Source organism: Streptomyces sp. NPDC058086, assembly GCF_042885015.1.
Lineage (GTDB): Bacteria > Actinomycetota > Actinomycetes > Streptomycetales > Streptomycetaceae > Streptomyces.
The window spans coordinates 35831-51168 of record NZ_JBHVST010000009.1 but is presented as its reverse complement, the minus strand read 5'-3'; the positions used below and the strand labels follow the sequence as shown (position 1 = coordinate 51168).

Annotated in this window: 15 protein-coding genes; 3 read left to right on the top strand and 12 right to left on the bottom strand. The window is 70.4% G+C overall.

Going from position 1 to position 15338, the window contains the following annotated elements; translation table 11 throughout:
* Positions 1-35: 35 nt before the first annotated feature.
* Positions 36-1586: an AMP-binding protein gene (locus ACFVWD_RS09580; RefSeq protein WP_389594742.1), complete on the bottom strand. Its 1551-nt coding sequence runs from the start codon at positions 1584-1586 to the stop codon at positions 36-38.
* 64 nt (positions 1587-1650) lie between these two features.
* On the opposite strand from ACFVWD_RS09580, the gene ACFVWD_RS09575 reads away from it, so the two are divergent.
* The 3 genes from ACFVWD_RS09575 to ACFVWD_RS09565 all read left to right on the top strand — a co-directional run bounded on the left by ACFVWD_RS09575 (position 1651) and on the right by ACFVWD_RS09565 (position 4203).
* A complete protein-coding gene (locus ACFVWD_RS09575) occupies positions 1651-2658 on the top strand; it encodes a 2Fe-2S iron-sulfur cluster-binding protein (protein ID WP_389594741.1) in 1008 nt (335 codons plus the stop codon).
* 107 nt (positions 2659-2765) lie between these two features.
* Positions 2766-3485 carry an enoyl-CoA hydratase/isomerase family protein gene (locus ACFVWD_RS09570; protein ID WP_389594740.1) on the top strand — a complete coding sequence of 240 codons (720 nt, stop codon included), beginning with the start codon at positions 2766-2768 and terminating at the stop codon, positions 3483-3485.
* Positions 3475-4203, top strand: a complete 729-nt coding sequence (locus tag ACFVWD_RS09565; RefSeq protein ID WP_389594739.1) for an alpha/beta hydrolase fold domain-containing protein — start codon at positions 3475-3477, stop codon at positions 4201-4203. The genes ACFVWD_RS09570 and ACFVWD_RS09565 overlap by 11 nt, the downstream gene beginning before the upstream one ends.
* On the opposite strand, the gene ACFVWD_RS09560 is transcribed toward ACFVWD_RS09565, so the two are convergent.
* The 11 genes from ACFVWD_RS09560 to ACFVWD_RS09510 form a co-directional block, all read right to left on the bottom strand.
* Entirely contained in the window at positions 4157-4723 is a 567-nt protein-coding gene (locus ACFVWD_RS09560) for a TetR/AcrR family transcriptional regulator (RefSeq protein WP_168505367.1), read from the bottom strand. The genes ACFVWD_RS09565 and ACFVWD_RS09560 overlap by 47 nt on opposite strands.
* A 111-nt stretch (positions 4724-4834) precedes the next feature.
* Positions 4835-5653 carry an NAD(P)-dependent oxidoreductase gene (locus ACFVWD_RS09555; RefSeq protein ID WP_389594738.1) on the bottom strand — a complete coding sequence of 273 codons (819 nt, stop codon included), beginning with the start codon at positions 5651-5653 and terminating at the stop codon, positions 4835-4837.
* Positions 5653-6255 (bottom strand): DoxX family protein, encoded by a 603-nt coding sequence (locus tag ACFVWD_RS09550; protein WP_389594737.1) that lies wholly within the window; start codon positions 6253-6255, stop codon positions 5653-5655. Before ACFVWD_RS09550 ends, ACFVWD_RS09555 begins: the two co-directional genes overlap by 1 nt.
* The gene (locus ACFVWD_RS09545; RefSeq protein WP_389594736.1) at positions 6252-7148 is read right to left on the bottom strand and encodes an alpha/beta hydrolase; all 897 of its coding nucleotides are present in this window, start codon (positions 7146-7148) and stop codon (positions 6252-6254) included. Before ACFVWD_RS09545 ends, ACFVWD_RS09550 begins: the two co-directional genes overlap by 4 nt.
* On the bottom strand, positions 7145-8806 hold the full coding sequence (locus tag ACFVWD_RS09540) for an OB-fold domain-containing protein (protein WP_389594735.1): 1662 nt from the start codon (positions 8804-8806) through the stop codon (positions 7145-7147). The genes ACFVWD_RS09545 and ACFVWD_RS09540 overlap by 4 nt, the downstream gene beginning before the upstream one ends.
* Before the next feature lie 61 nt (positions 8807-8867).
* Positions 8868-10235, bottom strand: a complete 1368-nt coding sequence (locus ACFVWD_RS09535) for a cytochrome P450 (protein ID WP_389594734.1) — start codon at positions 10233-10235, stop codon at positions 8868-8870.
* 15 nt (positions 10236-10250) lie between these two features.
* A complete protein-coding gene (locus ACFVWD_RS09530; RefSeq protein WP_054235694.1) occupies positions 10251-10442 on the bottom strand; it encodes a ferredoxin in 192 nt (63 codons plus the stop codon).
* Between the two features lie 27 nt (positions 10443-10469).
* Positions 10470-11831, bottom strand: a complete 1362-nt coding sequence (locus ACFVWD_RS09525; RefSeq protein ID WP_389594733.1) for an ABC transporter substrate-binding protein — start codon at positions 11829-11831, stop codon at positions 10470-10472.
* Between the two features lie 36 nt (positions 11832-11867).
* Positions 11868-13070 carry a CaiB/BaiF CoA transferase family protein gene (locus ACFVWD_RS09520; RefSeq protein WP_389594732.1) on the bottom strand — a complete coding sequence of 401 codons (1203 nt, stop codon included), beginning with the start codon at positions 13068-13070 and terminating at the stop codon, positions 11868-11870.
* Complete coding sequence (locus tag ACFVWD_RS09515; protein ID WP_389594731.1) at positions 13070-14506, bottom strand: aldehyde dehydrogenase family protein; 1437 nt, start codon at positions 14504-14506, stop codon at positions 13070-13072. Before ACFVWD_RS09515 ends, ACFVWD_RS09520 begins: the two co-directional genes overlap by 1 nt.
* Positions 14503-15237: an SDR family oxidoreductase gene (locus tag ACFVWD_RS09510; protein ID WP_389594730.1), complete on the bottom strand. Its 735-nt coding sequence runs from the start codon at positions 15235-15237 to the stop codon at positions 14503-14505. Before ACFVWD_RS09510 ends, ACFVWD_RS09515 begins: the two co-directional genes overlap by 4 nt.
* Between the last annotated feature and the right edge of the window lie 101 nt (positions 15238-15338).

Genomic DNA, 15338 nt, shown 5'->3' with positions numbered 1-15338 from the left:
GAGATCCTCCTTCGCTGATTGCGAGAATCCTATTCTCAACTTGCTCGTGCGGCAATGTCCCGACGGAGAACGAACTTCTGCACCTTGCCGCTCGCCGTCCGCGGGAACTCCTGCACGATGCGCAGCTCCTCCGGCCACTTCTGCCGGGCCAGACCCGCCCCTTCGAGGTGGGCGCGCATGTCGTCGAGCGTGGGCGCGGGGTGACCGGGCCTCAGCCGCAGGACCGCCGCCGCGTGTTCGCCGAGGCGGGCGTCGGGGGCGGCCACCACGGCGGCCTCGGCGACGGCCGGCAGGGCGAGCAGCGCCTCCTCGACCTCCAGGGCACTGATGTTCTCGCCGCCACGGATGATGATGTCGGCCTTGCGGTCGGTGATGGTGAGGTAGCCGTCCTCGTCGATCACCCCGATGTCACCGGTGCGGTACCAGCCCTCGCCGTCGAAGGCGCGCTCGGTCAGGGCCGGATCGGTGTACCCGAGGCACAGGTCGGGGCCGCGGCTGAGGATCTCGCCGTCCTCGGCCAGCCGGATCTCCGTGCCCGGCAGGGCGTCGCCGTCCGTGTAGAGCCGCTTCGCCTCGGGAGCGGTGTATCGGGAGCCGGTGATCGAGGGGTGTTCCGTGCTGCCGTACGAGCGGAAGACCGTCATGCCGAGTTCCGTGAGGCGGGTGGTGACCGCGACCGGGACCGCCGCCCCGCCGAGTCCCGCGTACTTCATGGCGGTCAGGTGCCGGGGGGTGAAGTCGGGGTGGTCGAGCAGGCTCGTCATGAAGTACGCCGCCCCGCCGCCCACGGTGAGCCCGTCGCTCTCCATCAACTCCAGCACCCGCCCGGGGTCCCAGACGTCGGCGAGGTTCACCGGTGAGCCGTCGAGAACGGGGATCAGGAAGGAGTTCACCATCCCGATGAAGTGCCCGACCGGAGCGGCGGTGAGCTGACGGCCGCGGTCGGGCGGGTAGAGCCCGGCGAGCTGGCGCGTCTCGAAGCCCAGTGTCCGATGGGAGTGGACGACACCCTTGGGATCGCGGGTGGTGCCGGAGGTGAACGCGATCAGGGCGGGCGCTGCCGGGTCCGTCGCGATGACACCGGACAGCGGCTCGTCGGCGAGCAGGTCGTCGAAGTCCCGCCCCACGACACCGACGACGGGGACCGCGGCGCTCAGGTCCGGCTGGTGCTCCATCCGGCCGAAGCGGTCGGCCGTGACGAAGACGCGCGGCGCGACGGCGTCGAGGATGTAGCCGACCTCCTTGCGCCCGTAGAAGTGGACGATGGGCACCACGACCGCCCCGAGGAAGGCCGAGGCCCAGAACACCGCGGCGGCTTCCATCCAGTTGGGCAGCTGGAAGGCGATGACGTCACCGGGGCCGACTCCTCGGGCCCGCAGCCCCGCGGCGAGCCTGCGGGCCGTCCGTTCGACGTCGGCGAAGGTCCCTTCCCAGGGCCGGACGGCCGAGTGCACCCGGAACTCGACATCGGGGGCGACGTCGAGGCCGTACGCCAGCAGGTCCCCGATCGTCTCCCGAGTCCACCATCCCTCCGCTTCATACCGTTCGATCAGCTCGGCGGGCATCGTTCGCATGGCGGTTCGCATGGCGAGAGCTCCCTCCTCAGCGCGAGAATTGCACTCTCGCAGAGGGAGAAGCTAAATTCCATACATGGTACGAGACCACGGCTTCCACCCGGTCCGGATCAAGCGGATCGTCCAGGAGACAGCCGACACGCGCACATACGTGCTCGACGCCCCGTTCCCCTACCGGGCCGGGCAGTTCCTGACGGTCAGGGCCTGTGGCGCCCTGCGCAGTTACTCGATGTCGAGTTCCCCGGAGACCGACGACGAGTTGATGACGACGGTGAAGCGCGTGCCGGGAGGCCTGGTGTCTAACTGGATGCACGAACATCTCGCACCCGGCGACGTCATAGAGACCACGGCACCCGCCGGGGTGTTCTGTCTGCGGGAGACCGACGATCCCCTGGTGGCCTACTGCGGGGGCAGCGGCATCACGCCGGTCCTGTCGCTCATCAAGACCGCGCTGGCGACGACGAGCCGGCGCGTCCGTGTCCTGTCGGCCAACCGGGACGCCGACTCGATCATCTTCGGGTCCGCGCTGACCGAACTGGCCGAGCGGCATCCGGACCGGTTCGAGATCCGCCATCACCTCGACGACCAGGGGGGTTTCATCACGGATCTCCAGGTACGCGAGTTCGCCGGCGTCGACGTGGACGCGGACTTCTATCTCTGCGGCCCCGCATCCTTCATGGACCTGGCGGAGCGCGCCCTGCTCGTGCACGGCGTCGAGGCCGAGCGGATCTTCGCCGAGCGCTTCACCCCGGCCACCGAGGAGACTCCCGGCAACCCGGGAAGCGGGAGCGCGGCCCCGGCGGAGAAGGAGGGCACGGTCAGCATCGTCCTCGCCGGCAAGCGGCGCTCGGTGCCGCGGCACTCCGGCGAGACCTTGCTGGAGAGCGCGCGCCGGGCCGGTCTCATGCCGCCCTTCTCCTGCGAGTCGGGCAACTGCGGCACCTGCATCGCCCAGGTCACCGAGGGCGAGGCCAAGATGCGGGTCAACAACGCGCTCGACGACGACGAGGTCACCGAGGGCTGGGTGCTGACCTGTCAGGGCGAGCCGGTGACCCCGGACATCACCGTCGTCTACGAGGACTGACGTGCACCGTACGACGAGAGGGGGCGGCGACGGCCTGGACTGCCACCCTTGTCAAGAATATGATATTCACATAGCGAGAATGTCACTCTCTCCATGGAGAAGCATGCATGGTTGATCTTGAATTGGACCAGGGGCTCGCGGTCATCACCATCGACCGTCCGCACGCCCGCAACGCCATCGCGCCGGCCACCATGGACCAGTTGGACAAGGCTCTCGACGCGGCCTCGGACGCCCTGGCCCTGGTCGTCAGGGGCGCGGGCGACCGGGCGTTCGTCTCGGGCGGCGACCTGAAGGAACTGGCCGCGATCCGCACCGAGGACGAGGCGACGGCCATGGCCCTGCGGATGCGCGGGATCTGCGACCGGCTCGCGCACTTCCCCGGCCCGGTGATCGCCGCCCTGAACGGCCATGCCCTGGGCGGCGGCGCCGAGTTCGCCATGGCCGCCGACATCCGGGTGGCCGCGGACGACATCAGGATCGGCTTCACCCAGGTGAACCTCGCGATCATGCCCGCGTGGGGCGGCGCCGAGCGGCTCGCGGAACTGGTCGGCAGGGGACGGGCGTTGTTGCTCGCCGCCTCCGGAACCGTGCTCGGCGCCGAGGAGGCGCAGCGGCTCGGGGTGATCGACCGGGTGCTGCCGCGGGCCGAGTTCGACCAGGGCTGGCGCGCCCTGGCCCGCTCCCTCGCCTCCGTCCCGGCGCGGGAGATCAAGCACGTCATGAGCGGCGCCGTACCGGCGACCGAGGCGGCGCGCGCCTTCGCCCGCCTGTGGGTGGCCGACGAACACTGGCAAGCAGCGCAGAAGGTGATGTCCCGTGGCAAGTGAGGTCCAGGTGGAGACGAGCCCCGTCGGTCCGGTCGTACGGCCGCCCGGCGGCACCGAACTGGTCGTGCTCTATCTGCACGGCGACCGGCATCTCTCGTGCACCCCGGAGGCCGCGCTCGACCTGGCCGGCCGTCTCGCTCTGTGGACGGACGCCGTCGTGGTCTGCGCCCGCTACGGGGGCACCTTCCCGGACGCGCTGGACGACGTGCACGCCGCGTACGACTACTGCGAGTCCAGGGGCCCGGTGGCGGTCGCGGGCGAGCGGCTGGGGGCCGGGCTCGCGGCCTCCCTGCTGGTGCGGCTGCGCGACCTCGGGGCCCCGCCGCCCCTGTGCGGGGTGCTCGACTCGGCGCTGCTCGACCTGACCCTGGACTCCCCGAGCCTGTTGCTCAACGCGGCGGCCGATCCGGCCTTCGACGTCTCCGACCTGCGGCGCCGCTGCGCGCACTACGCCGCGGGCACCTCGCCGACCGATCCGCTGCTGAGCCCGCTGCACGCCAACCTCCACGGGCTGCCCCCCGTCCAGCTGCTCGCGGCGGGCACCGATCCCCTGCTGGACGACTCGCTGGGGTTCGCCACCCGCGCGGCGCACTCCGGTGTCACGGTGGACCTGCGGATCCGGCCCGACGCGACGAGCCCGCACCCGGAGACCGTGACCGCCATGGGCGACTTCATACGGGCGTGGACCCCAGCAGCACGGACAGCACATCCCGCATGATCTCGGGGTAGTCGTCCTGCTCGCCGTCCAGCAGCCACTGCTGCTGCATGCCGTCGAGCATCGCCAGCATGGCCCGGGCCGCGGCCCGCGGGGTCAGACCGCTGGGAAGGCGCTCGCCGTACCGCTCGGTGAGCCGGGCCATCATCAGCGCCTGCATGGTCTCGTAGTGGTCGTGCAGGTACTGCTGCGCCGGGTCGGCTCCCGTGACGCCCTCGGCCAGCATCACGCTGTGGACCTGGGCCAGACAGGGATAGGTGTGGTCGTAGGCGACGACCTCGGCGAAGAGGGCCGGCCAGTCGTCCTGGTGGTCATGGCCGACGAGATGCTCGCGGTTGAGGTCCTCCCGGAAGCGCAGGAGCGCCATGAAGAGCTTCTTCTTGCTCGGGAAGTAGTGCAGCACGCCCTGCCGGGTCAGTCCCGCCCGCTCGGCGACCGCGTCGATCGAGGTCCCCCGGTAGCCCCGCTCCGCGAACACCCGCAGGGCCGCATCGAGGATCTCCTCGCGCCGGGTCTCTTTCATCCGGTACCCCTCCCGCGACGGACCGTGCCGACGTAACACTACGTTTGCCGTCGCCGTCAGGGGACCCCTCGAACACGTACCGTTCGGCGCCGGCCGCCGTACGGTCGGGGCTCAGCGCTCGTGCTCGATCAGAGCGAGGGTGGCGTCCGCCGCGTCCAGCACGATGCCGGTCGAGACCTTCGCCACGCCTGCCAGATCGGCCACCAGCCGGACGTCCTTGCGCAGCAGCGCTCCCGCCTGGGACGCGATGCGGTCGAGCCTCCCGCCGGCCGCCGCGATCCGGCCCAGCGCGAAGCTCGATCCGCTGCCGTGGGCCATCACCTCGGCGAGACCGGCGGAATCGACGTCGAACTCCCGGCCGAGCGCGAGGGCGCCGGCCGCGGTCGCGAGATTGGCCGTGAACAGCACGTTGTTGAGGAGTTTGGTGAGCTGCCCGGAGCCCAGCGGCCCCATGTGGACCACGGGATCGCCGTATGTCTCGAACACCTTGCGGCAGAACCGGACGGTGCCGGACTCGCCCCCGACCATCACCAGCAGACGGCCCTCGGCTGCCGCCGGGCCGCCGCCGCTCACCGGCGCGTCGATCAGCGTGACCCCGTGGGCGCGGGCCCGGTCGGCGAGACGGTGGCAGGTGTCGGGGTGGACGGTGCTGTGCACGGCGATCACCCCTCCCTGCCGAAGGCCCGCCAGCACCCCGCGGTCCCCCGCGACGACCTCCTCGACATCCGCGTCGTCGACGACACACACGCACACGAGGTCGCTGGCGGCGGCCAGTTCGGCGGGGGACCCGGCACGCTTCGCGGGCGTGTCGTCGAAGGGGGCGAGCGAGGCGGGACGGCGCGCCCACAAGGTCGTCTCGAAGCCCGCGTCGACGATCCGACGCGCCATGGGGGCGCCCTGACTGCCCAGGCCTATGAATCCGACGCGCATCAGCGGGCCTCCTGCTCGGCCGGTTGTCCGGGCACGGCGGGAGCTTCCGCCGTGCCGGTCGGCTTCGGTTCGGTCGAGTCGGGTTCGGTCGAGTCGGGTTCGGTCGACTTCGGTGCCGGGCGCCAGAACACGCCGAGCAGACCGGCCGTCGCCGCCACGGCCACCCCGAGGGCGATGCCGCCGCCGGCCCAGCCGGTCACCGCGATGTCCCCGGCGTGGTCCACGGAGAGCCGGCCGGGGCCCAGTACCGCCAGGGCCAGCGCGACCACCGCCAGGACGAGGACGTACTCGTAGCCCTCCTTGAAGACGAAGAAGCCGTTGGGCCGGTGCGCGAGGACGCCCGCGACCAGCATCACCGAGATGACCGCGGCGCAGGCCAGTGGGGTGAGCAGCCCGGCGATCAGCAGGGCGCCCGCGCCGACTTCGGTGACCACGCTCATCCACGCCTGAAGCGTGCCGCTGCGCAGGCCGAGGCCGGTGAACCAGCGGGCCGTGCCCGCGATCCGGCCGCCGCCCCGCCAGTGGTTGAGTCCGTGCGCGATCATCACGATCCCCAGGACCACCCGTACCAGCAGCAGCGCTGCCACGTCCGCGTCGCTCAACTCGCCCTCCCGGGCCGCTCTTGTGCCGCGCTCGCGCGAGCCAGCACACACTCCTCGACGAACGAAAGGATCTTGAGGTGGTACGCCATCGCCGTCAGCCCGATGCTCAGGTTGTGGCCGCCGTCCGCCTGTTCGTCGACGACGACGCGCGGCGAGGCCGTGAACAGGGACGCGATGTCGGCCAGCGCCGCGGGCCCGGAGCGCCACACCCGCTCGTGCTCGCCGAGGCTGTAGTGCACGGGGACGCGCACCTGCGGGGCGAGTTCGGGAAGGACCAGCGGCCAGCTCCTGGCCACGACTCCCTCGTAGGAGGGCGAGGGCGAGGCGAACCGGGCGCCGCCGACGACCTCGTCCTCGTAGAGGTGCGAGGGATTCCACAGCAGGTCCCGCACGCTGCCGCCCGAGGGCCTCGGCCACGACTCGTTGTGCCGCACACCCAGGATGTCCACCGCGTCGTCGTGGTGGTGGCGTCCGGTGCCGGCGATCTCCACGCCCAGCAGGTCACTCCCCCGCTCGTCGGCCGCCATGCGCAGCGCCAGCTCGCAGCCGATCGAGTGCGCCAGCACGAAGACGCCCGCCCCGCGCGGACGCGAGGCGAGCAGCCGGTCCACCGCCGCGTAGGCGAGATCGACCCGCCGCTCCACCGGGGCCAGCTCCCCTCCGTGCGGGGCGGAGCTGCCGTATCCCGGCCGGTCGAGCGCGAGGACGGTGAACCCGAGCGCCGTGCCGGTGCGCAGCAGCGACAGGTGGGGCCTGCCCGGGTAGTCGAAGTACCCCGAGTGAGCCGCTCCGCCGTGCAGCGCCAGGACGACGGCACGGGGCCGGCGCGCCTCCTGGAGCAGCGCCGATACGGGGATGCCGTCGACGTCGACGACACGGGAGACGCCGGTCATGTGTCCGCCCGCAGCAGGATGACCCCGCTGGGGGTGAGACCGCCGGTGCTCGTCACGGCGACCCGGGCGTCGTCCACTTGGCGCGCTCCGGCCTCGCCGCGCACCTGGGTGACGGCCTCGTGGACGAGCCCCAGGCCGTGGGTGCGGCCGTGCGAGAGCTGGCCGCCGTGGGTGTTCAGCGGGAGCAGTCCGTCCCTGGCGATGTTCTTGCCTCCGTCGAGGAAGTCCTTGGCCTCACCGATGCCGCAGAAGCCGAGCCCCTCGATCCAGGATAGGCAGTTGAAGGTGAAGCCGTCGTAGAGCTGGGCCACGTCGACGTCCGAGGGACGCAGTGACGTGCGCGTCCACAGGTGGGCGGACTGGCCGAGCACCTGTGGTTCATGGGTGAGGGAGCTCTGGTCCCATTCGAGCCGCTCCATGATCTGGGTGCCGACGGCCTCCACCAGGACGGGTGGCCCCGCGAGGTCCCGTGCGGCGTCCACGGCCGACACGATGACGGCCACCGATCCGTCGCAGGGCACGTCGCAGTCGTACAGCCCGAAGGGGGTGGTGACCGTTCTGGCCGACAGGTAGTCGTCCATGGTCATCGGATCGCGGTAGATCGCGGTCGGGTTGAGCGCGGCGTTCGCTCGCTGGTTGAGCGCGATCCAGCCGAGCGTCTCGCGCGAAGTGCCGTAGCGGTGGAAGTGCCGCTGGGCGTTCTGGGCCAGGGTGTGGGCCGCGGAGACCGCCCCGAAGGGCTTCTGCCAGCCCGTGACCCTGCGACCGGCTTCCTGGGTGATCCGGCCGCGCCGGATCAGCTCGCCGTAGGAGGCCTCCCAGACCGTACGGAAGCACAGCACATGCCGCGCGAGTCCCCCCGCGACGGCCAGCATCGCGGCGATGAGCGAGCCGCCCGGACCGAAGGTCTCGGCGCCGCCGTTGTACCAGGTCGGCCTGATGCCGAGGGCGTCCTCCAGCGCGGTGATGCCGCCCTCGGCGAAGCCGCCGAAGGCACCCGCGCCCGGGTAGGTGGCCAGGCCGTCGATGTCGTCGAGGGTCAGGCCCGCGTCCGCGACGGCGCGTTCGCAGGCCCGCACGGTCAGCGAAAGCGGCGGGACCATAAGCCTGCGCCCGATCTCCGACATCCCGATGCCGCTGATCGCGACCTTGTCCTCGAACTTCTCGGGCGTGGCCATGGGGCGTACGTGGCGCCGCATGTGCTCGGGTTCCACCTCGTCCGAGGGCAGCGGAGCCGGGGGGCCCTGCTCGGCCGCGGGGCGGAAGAGCGGGAGCCATACGTCCTCGGCCTGTTCGAAGACGACCTCCAGCCGCATGCCCAGTTCGAGCTCGTCGGGGTCGCATTCGACGAGGTTGGTGGTGAGCCGGACCCGGGTGTCCTCCTCGACGGCGACCTGCGCCACCACGTAGGGCGCGGGCATGCCGGGCGCGCTGAAGCGGTGGTTGACGGTGAAGCCGATCAGCGTCGCGTACCCGGAGACGGCCCGCACCCCGGTCTCGTGCCCCCGGCAGTAGCGGCAGACGGGCTGGGGTGGATGCAGCAGGGCCGAGCAGGACTCACACTCCGTCAGGCGCAACCGGCCGTCCGCGCCGGAGGTCCAGAAGAACTCGTTCTCCTCTGTGATCACCGGCAGCGGACGTCCCGTGGGTCCGGCCACATCGTCTCCTCACCGTGCCACCGCTCCGGTGGCACACGTACTCCTGACGGGCCGCCGAAGATCAGCGATCGATCCTCGCCTGCCCCTTGCGTACCGTGACCGGCTCGGCGAGCCGCTGTTCGTCGACGACCCTCTGGAGGGTCTCCAGGGTCTCGTCGAGCCCGGCACCGATCCGGGGGCCCGGCGTGAAGGTCGCCGGGAGGTGGCGCATGCCCTGGATGACGCCGATGGTTTCGTAGTGCTCCGAGCCCTCGGGGTCACAGCGGAAGTCCGGCATCCGGTCGAGGACCTGGGTGACCATCCGCTTGAACACCGTGCGTGCCACGTTGGAGCCGATGCAGCGGTGGATGCCGAGGCCGAAGCTGCTGTGCCGGTTGCCCTTGCGTTCCATGTCGATGGAGTCGGGTTCCGGGAACACCCGCGGGTCCCGGTTCGCCATCGCCCAGGACAGCCAGAGCCGTTCACCCTCCTTGAACCGGGTGCCGGCGATCTCGCAGTCCGCGGAGAAGGTACGTCCGTCCCCCGGCGCGGGGGCGTAGAAGCGCAGGAACTCCTCGGTCGCGGAGTCCAGCAGGGCCTTGCGGTCCCGGCTGAGGCGGTCCCGTTCGGCCGGGTGCTCCGAGAGCCACTCCAGCGCGTGTGCGGTGAGCGCCGTGGTGGTGTCGAAGCCGCCGCCGATCAACAGGGCGAGCACGCCGAGGAGTTCGTCGTCGGGCGGGGTCTGGCCGTTGATCTCCGCGCGGACCAGGGCGTCGACCAGGCCCGGTCGCGGTGTCTGCCGGATCTCCGCGATGGTCTTGGCCAGGTCCGTGCCCATCGCCTTCTGCAGTTCGACGACGCGGGCCTGGTCGGGCGAGTTCGGCGGTGTGTAGACCGAGGCGTGGGCCGCCTCGTTGTAGATGGTCCACTTCCTGACCGGGATGCCCATCATGGCGAGCGTGAGCACGGCCGGCACGACGTTGGCGAGGTCGTCGACGAAGTCGATCCGCCCCGACTCGATCCTCTCGTCGATGCAGGCGCGCGCCACCTCGTCGATCAGCGGAATCCAGCGGCTGATGGCGGCGGGCGACAGATAGGGGTTGAGCGTCTGGCGGTAGTAGCGCTGCTCGGGCGGATCCATCTCCAGGAACCCGCCCCTGACGGCCTTCGCCCGGGGCGGCGGCGGGATGGTGATGCCCTGGTACCCGCGCCGCTCGCCCTTGACGTCATGGTCGTTGGAGAGGAACTCGGCGGACCGGGCCAGCTCGAAGACCTCGCGGTTGCCACTGGCGACCCAGTGGCCGCCGTAGGTCTCCGACCAGGCGATGGGGCACTTGGACTGCAACTCCTGGGTGACCGCCTGGAATTCGTGGCGGTACTCGGGAGTGTGCCGGTCGAAGTGCACCGGGTTCCTCTTGGGGTCGTCGTTGACGGTGTCGTCCGTGGTCATCGGATTGTTCTCCCCTCAGGAGATGAAGATCGCTCGCTCGGGGCAGGACCTGACGGCCTCGACGGCCTCGTCCTGCTGGTCGTCGGAGACCTCTTCCTTGATCACCGATGAGTGACCGTCGATCTCGCTGAGCTCGAAGATGTCCGGAGCACGCATCGCGCAGAGCGTGTGACCCTGGCAGCGCTCCGGGTCTACCCGTACCTTCACGTCGCTTCCTTCCTGCCGCGGGGGTGGTTACTTGAGGTCGGCCAACGACTTGCCGACATCGGCCAGGGTCATGGGCTTGGTGTAGGTGCCCTTGAACTTGTAGGGGGTCACGTTGCAGCGATAGGCGCCTGTGTCCGGCTTGAAGTCGGCGGCCACCCAGCCCTTGGCGGTCGCCTTGACGGGGTCGAAGCACTTGGGAGGCACGGTGGGGGACGACAGGTCCATCGGGGCCTGCAGGCCACCGCCGGTCCACGCGGTCTGCCCCCGCGCGTTGTCGTACACGCACGTGCGGGTGAGCTCGGCGCAGTCGCCCGCGGCCGTGGCGAACAGCAGCCAGCTGGAGAAGGCCTTCAGTGCCGGCAGGGTGACCTGGGCGTCGGGGGCGTACTTCTTGTAGAGGTCCTCGACCATCTTGGTCGCCGGGTTGGCGGAGGCGTCCTCCAGCGGGGAGAAGCCGCCGAGGTCGGCGAAGTTGGCCTGCTTCGCCAGCGCGGGACCGGCCAGCTGGATGAAGGCGGGGCCGTAGGCGTTGCTGTTGGCGTCGATCCAGTCGGGTGCGTAGCCGATGTTGGTGAGGACCTGCTCCAGCTTGGCCAGACTGGCGAAGTCGCCGAGGAAGACCAGTCCCTTGACCTTCTTGTTCTTGATGGCCTGGGCGTACGGCGTCCAGTCGGACACGCCCTGGGCCGGATACAGGTCCGAGTAGGTGATCTTGCCACCCGCCGCGGTCAGCGTCTCCTTGTCCTGTGCGGTGATGTCCTTGACGACCGGGGAGTCACCGGCAATGACGCCGACGCTGCTCGCCGATGCCGGGTACGCCTCCTTGAGCAGCCAGGAGAAGTAGCCCCCGTAGGGTGAGTAGCCGGTCGCGGCGCCCTGGACGGTCACCTGGAGGTCCGATCCGATGGCCTGGCTGGTCTGGGCGGGGAAGTCGGGGAGCAGACAGTTCAGCCTGTCCTTGACGCCCATGCCGTCGAGCGCGGCGCCGCCGCCGGCGAGCGCGAAGTCCGAGCGACAGGCCTCGATCATCCGCTGGCGGACCTCGACGAGCTTGGAGTCGTGGGTGACGGGAACGAGTTTGCGTCCGTTGATGCCGCCCGCGTCGTTGCACCAGGAGGTGAACACCTTGGCCGCGTCGACGAACTCCGGGTTCTTGGTGAAGCCGACGTCGCTGAAGACGCCGATCTTGATCTCGGAGTTGGTGACTCCCTGGGCGGTGGAGGCCTTGGCGGTGCCGGAGTGGCAGACGTGTCTGAGCGTGCCGAAGTCGGCCGCCGAGGCGGAGTCGGACGCCGACGCGGAGGGCTTGTCGCCGCTCGGCGACGTGGTGGAGCGGGCGGAACACCCGGCCAGGGCCAGGACGGCCACAGCGATGAGCAAGCGTCTCATCGGTTCTCCTCGATTTCGTTCCCCGAAAAAGGGTGGTCAGGTGACCGCGCCCGCTTCTTTCAGCTCGATGATGCGGGGCCAGTCCAGTCCCAGTTCCACGAGGATTTCCTCGGTCTGGGCAGCGAACTCGGGCGCAGGCCCGAGTGCGGGTGCGGTGGTGTCGAACTGCACGGGGCTGGCGGCCAGATCGATCTCGCCGACCCGGAGCAGGTACTCGTTCGCCCGGATCTGCGCGTCGGCGCCCACCTGGAGGGTGTCCTGCACCGGGGCCCACGGCCCGGCGAGGGTGGCGAAGCGTTCGGTCCACTCGGCGAGGGTGCGGCCGGCCAGCACCGTCCGCAGGATCTTGACGGCCTCTTCGGTGTGGGCGGCGAGCTGCTCCGCCGTGGCGAAGCGGGGGTCGTCGGCCAGCTCCGGGTGGTCGATGTGGTGGCACACGTCGGCCCAGAACTTGCCGGGCTGGAGCATGACGAAGGCCAGATAGCGATCGTCGGCCGTGGCGTAGATGCCGGACAGCGGGTTGATCGGCGAGCCGTGGGCACCGGGCACCGGTGCCACCCAGGACTTGTCGAGGTGCAGCGAGACCGCGGTGGCCTGGCCGTTGGCCCATACGCCGCTGCCGAGCAGGGAGACGTCCACGACCGACGGTTCGCCGGTGCGCTCGCGCCGCAGCAGTGCCGCCGCGATGCCTCCGGCGAGGTTCGTGCCGGAGATGGTGTCCCCGTAGGCGGGCGTGGGGCTGATCATGCCCTCGACACCGGGCGGGGTGATGCTGGCGGCGGTGCCGCCCCGGGCCCAGAAGGCGGTCATGTCGTACCCGCCCTTCTCGGATTCCGGTCCGCGCGGCCCGAGCGCGCTGCCGCGGGCGTAGATGATGCGGGGGTTCACCGCGCGGATGTCGTCCACGTCGATGCCGAACCGCCGCCGGTGTCCGGGCAGGAAGCTGGTGAGGAACACGTCGGAGCGGCGGGCCAGGTCGTAGAGCACTTCCTTGCCCTCGGGCCGGGTCATGTCGAGGCCGAGGCTGCGCTTGCCCCGGTTGGCGTGCTCGATGTTGGGGTTCGGGTCGCCCTCGACGCGCAGCGTGCCGGTCTGCCGCAGACCGCGCTGCGGATCGCCGGTCACGGCGTGCTCGACCTTGATGACGTCCGCGCCCCAGTCGGCGAGCACGGCTCCCGCCGAGGGGACGAAGCCGTACATGGCGACTTCGAGGACGCGGATGCCTTCGAGCGGACGCATTACGGGACCACCACCGCGAAGGACTTGGTCTCCAGGAACTCCTCCAGTCCGGCGACCCCGCTCTCCCGGCCGACGCCCGACTGCTTGTAGCCGCCGAAGGGGACTTCCTGGGAGAAGTAGTTGCCGCCGTTGATACTGAAGGTGCCGGTACGGATCCGGCGCGCCACGGCGATGGCCCGCTGCGCGTCGGCGCTGTGCACCGCGCCCGACAGACCGAAGATCGAGTCGTTGGCGATGCGTACGGCGTCGTCCTCGCCGTCGTACGGGATGACCGCGAGCACCGGTCCGAAGACCTCGTCCTGCGCGATCTCGCCGGCCGGGTCGACGTCGGCGAGCAGGGTGGGCGTGTAGAAGAAGCCCGGGTCGACCCGCTTGCCACCGGTGACCAGGGTGGCGCCGGCCGCGACGGCCCGCTGGACCATGCCGTCGACCTTGTCGCGCTGGCGCTCGCTGATGAGCGGCCCCATGAAGGTCTTGGGATCGGCCGGATCGCCGTACGACACGCGTTCGAGGCCGGCCGCGACCATGGCGACGATCTCGTCGTGGTGCTCCCTCGGCACGAGCAGCCGGGAGGTGAGGGCGCAGCCCTGTCCCGAGTGGGAGCAGATGGTGAAGGCCGCGAACATGGCGGCGGCGCGGAAGTCGGCGTCGTCGAGCACGATCATGGCGGACTTGCCGCCGAGTTCCAGGAAGACCTTCTTCACGGTGGCACTCGCGGCCTCCATGATCCGGCGGCCGGTCGCGGTGGAGCCGGTGAAGGTGATCATGTCGACATCGGGGTGCTTGGTGAGCACCTCGCCGGCCTCGACCCCGGAGGAGACGATGACGTTGACCACGCCGGGCGGGATGTCCGTGTGCTCGGCGATCAGTTCGCCCAGGTACAGCGTGGTCAGCGGGGTGTCCGGGGCGCCCTTGAGGACGACCGTGCAGCCGGCGGCGAGCGCGGGGACCAGCTTGGCGAGCGCGAGCTGGTTCGGGTAGTTGTACGGGATGATCGCGGCGACGACCCCGGCCGCCTCTTTCTCCACCCAACGGCGGTGGCGCTGCCCGCGGATCTCGCTCTCGCCGAGCTCCTCGGTCAGCGGGTACTTCTCCAGCAGGTCGGTGTAGTACGAGACCAGCTTGATCGGCTCGTCCAGCTGGGGGCCGTGGGTGAGCATGCGGGGCGCGCCGACCTCGGCGATCGTCAGGTCGCGCAGCTCTTCCTGATGGTCGGTCAGCGCCTGGTGCAGCTGGCGGAGGCAGCGCAGGCGCTGGGCGGTGTCGGTCGCCCAGCTCGTGGTGTCGAAGGCGCGGCGGGCGGCCGATACGGCGGCTTCGGCCTCGGCGGGCGTGGCGTCGGGGGCCTGGTCGAGTACCTCGCCGGTCGCGGGGTTGAGCGAGGGGAAGGTGTGGTCGGTCGCGACGAGCCGGCCGTCGATGAGCAGGCGCTTCACAGCCGGACCACCTGTCCGCCGTCGACGCTGACGACCTGGCCGGTCAGCCAGCGTGCCTCGTCGGAGAGCAGGAACAGGACCGTGGGTGCCAGGTCTTCGGGGGTGCCCATCCGCTTGATGGCCAGGCTGTTCGTCATCTGCTCCTGGTACTCCTTGGGCACGATGCTCCGGGTGGCCTCGGTGTCCGTGGGGCCCGGCGCGATCCCGTTGACCCGGATGTTCCTGCCGCCGAGCTCGGCGGCGAGCGAGGCGGTCAGGCTGTTGATCCCGGCCTTGGCCAGCCCGTAGTAGCCGCCGCCGATCCAGGCCGCGGTGGACGACTGGTTGACGATCGACCCGCCCTCGGTCATGTGCGGGACGACCGCACGCGTGCAGTGCAGCGCGCCGAGCATGTTCACCTGGAGGAAGCGGTTGAGGTAGTCGAGGGGAACCGTGGTGAGGCCGTCGCGCCTCATGCTGTGGAAGATGGCCGCGTTGTTGACCAGGTGGTCGATGCGTCCGAACTCCGCCATCACGGCGGCCGCCATCGCCTCCGTCGACTCCGGGTCGGCCACGTCCACCTTGACGAACAGAGCCGCGTCGCCGATCTCCTTGGCGACCCGCTCGCCCTGTGCCTCGTTGAGTTCGGCGACCACCACGCGGGCGCCCTCGGCCGCCAGTGCCCGGGCATAGCCCTCGCCGATGCCCTGGCCCGCGCCGGTGACGATCGCAACCTTGTCCTGGAACCGCATCCTGCCTCCTTGCTCGGATGTGGTGGAAACTACATTCTCGGTGTGCGCAAATCAATATTCCGGAAACGAGAACGTCATGCCAGATCACAGAAGGCGACGAC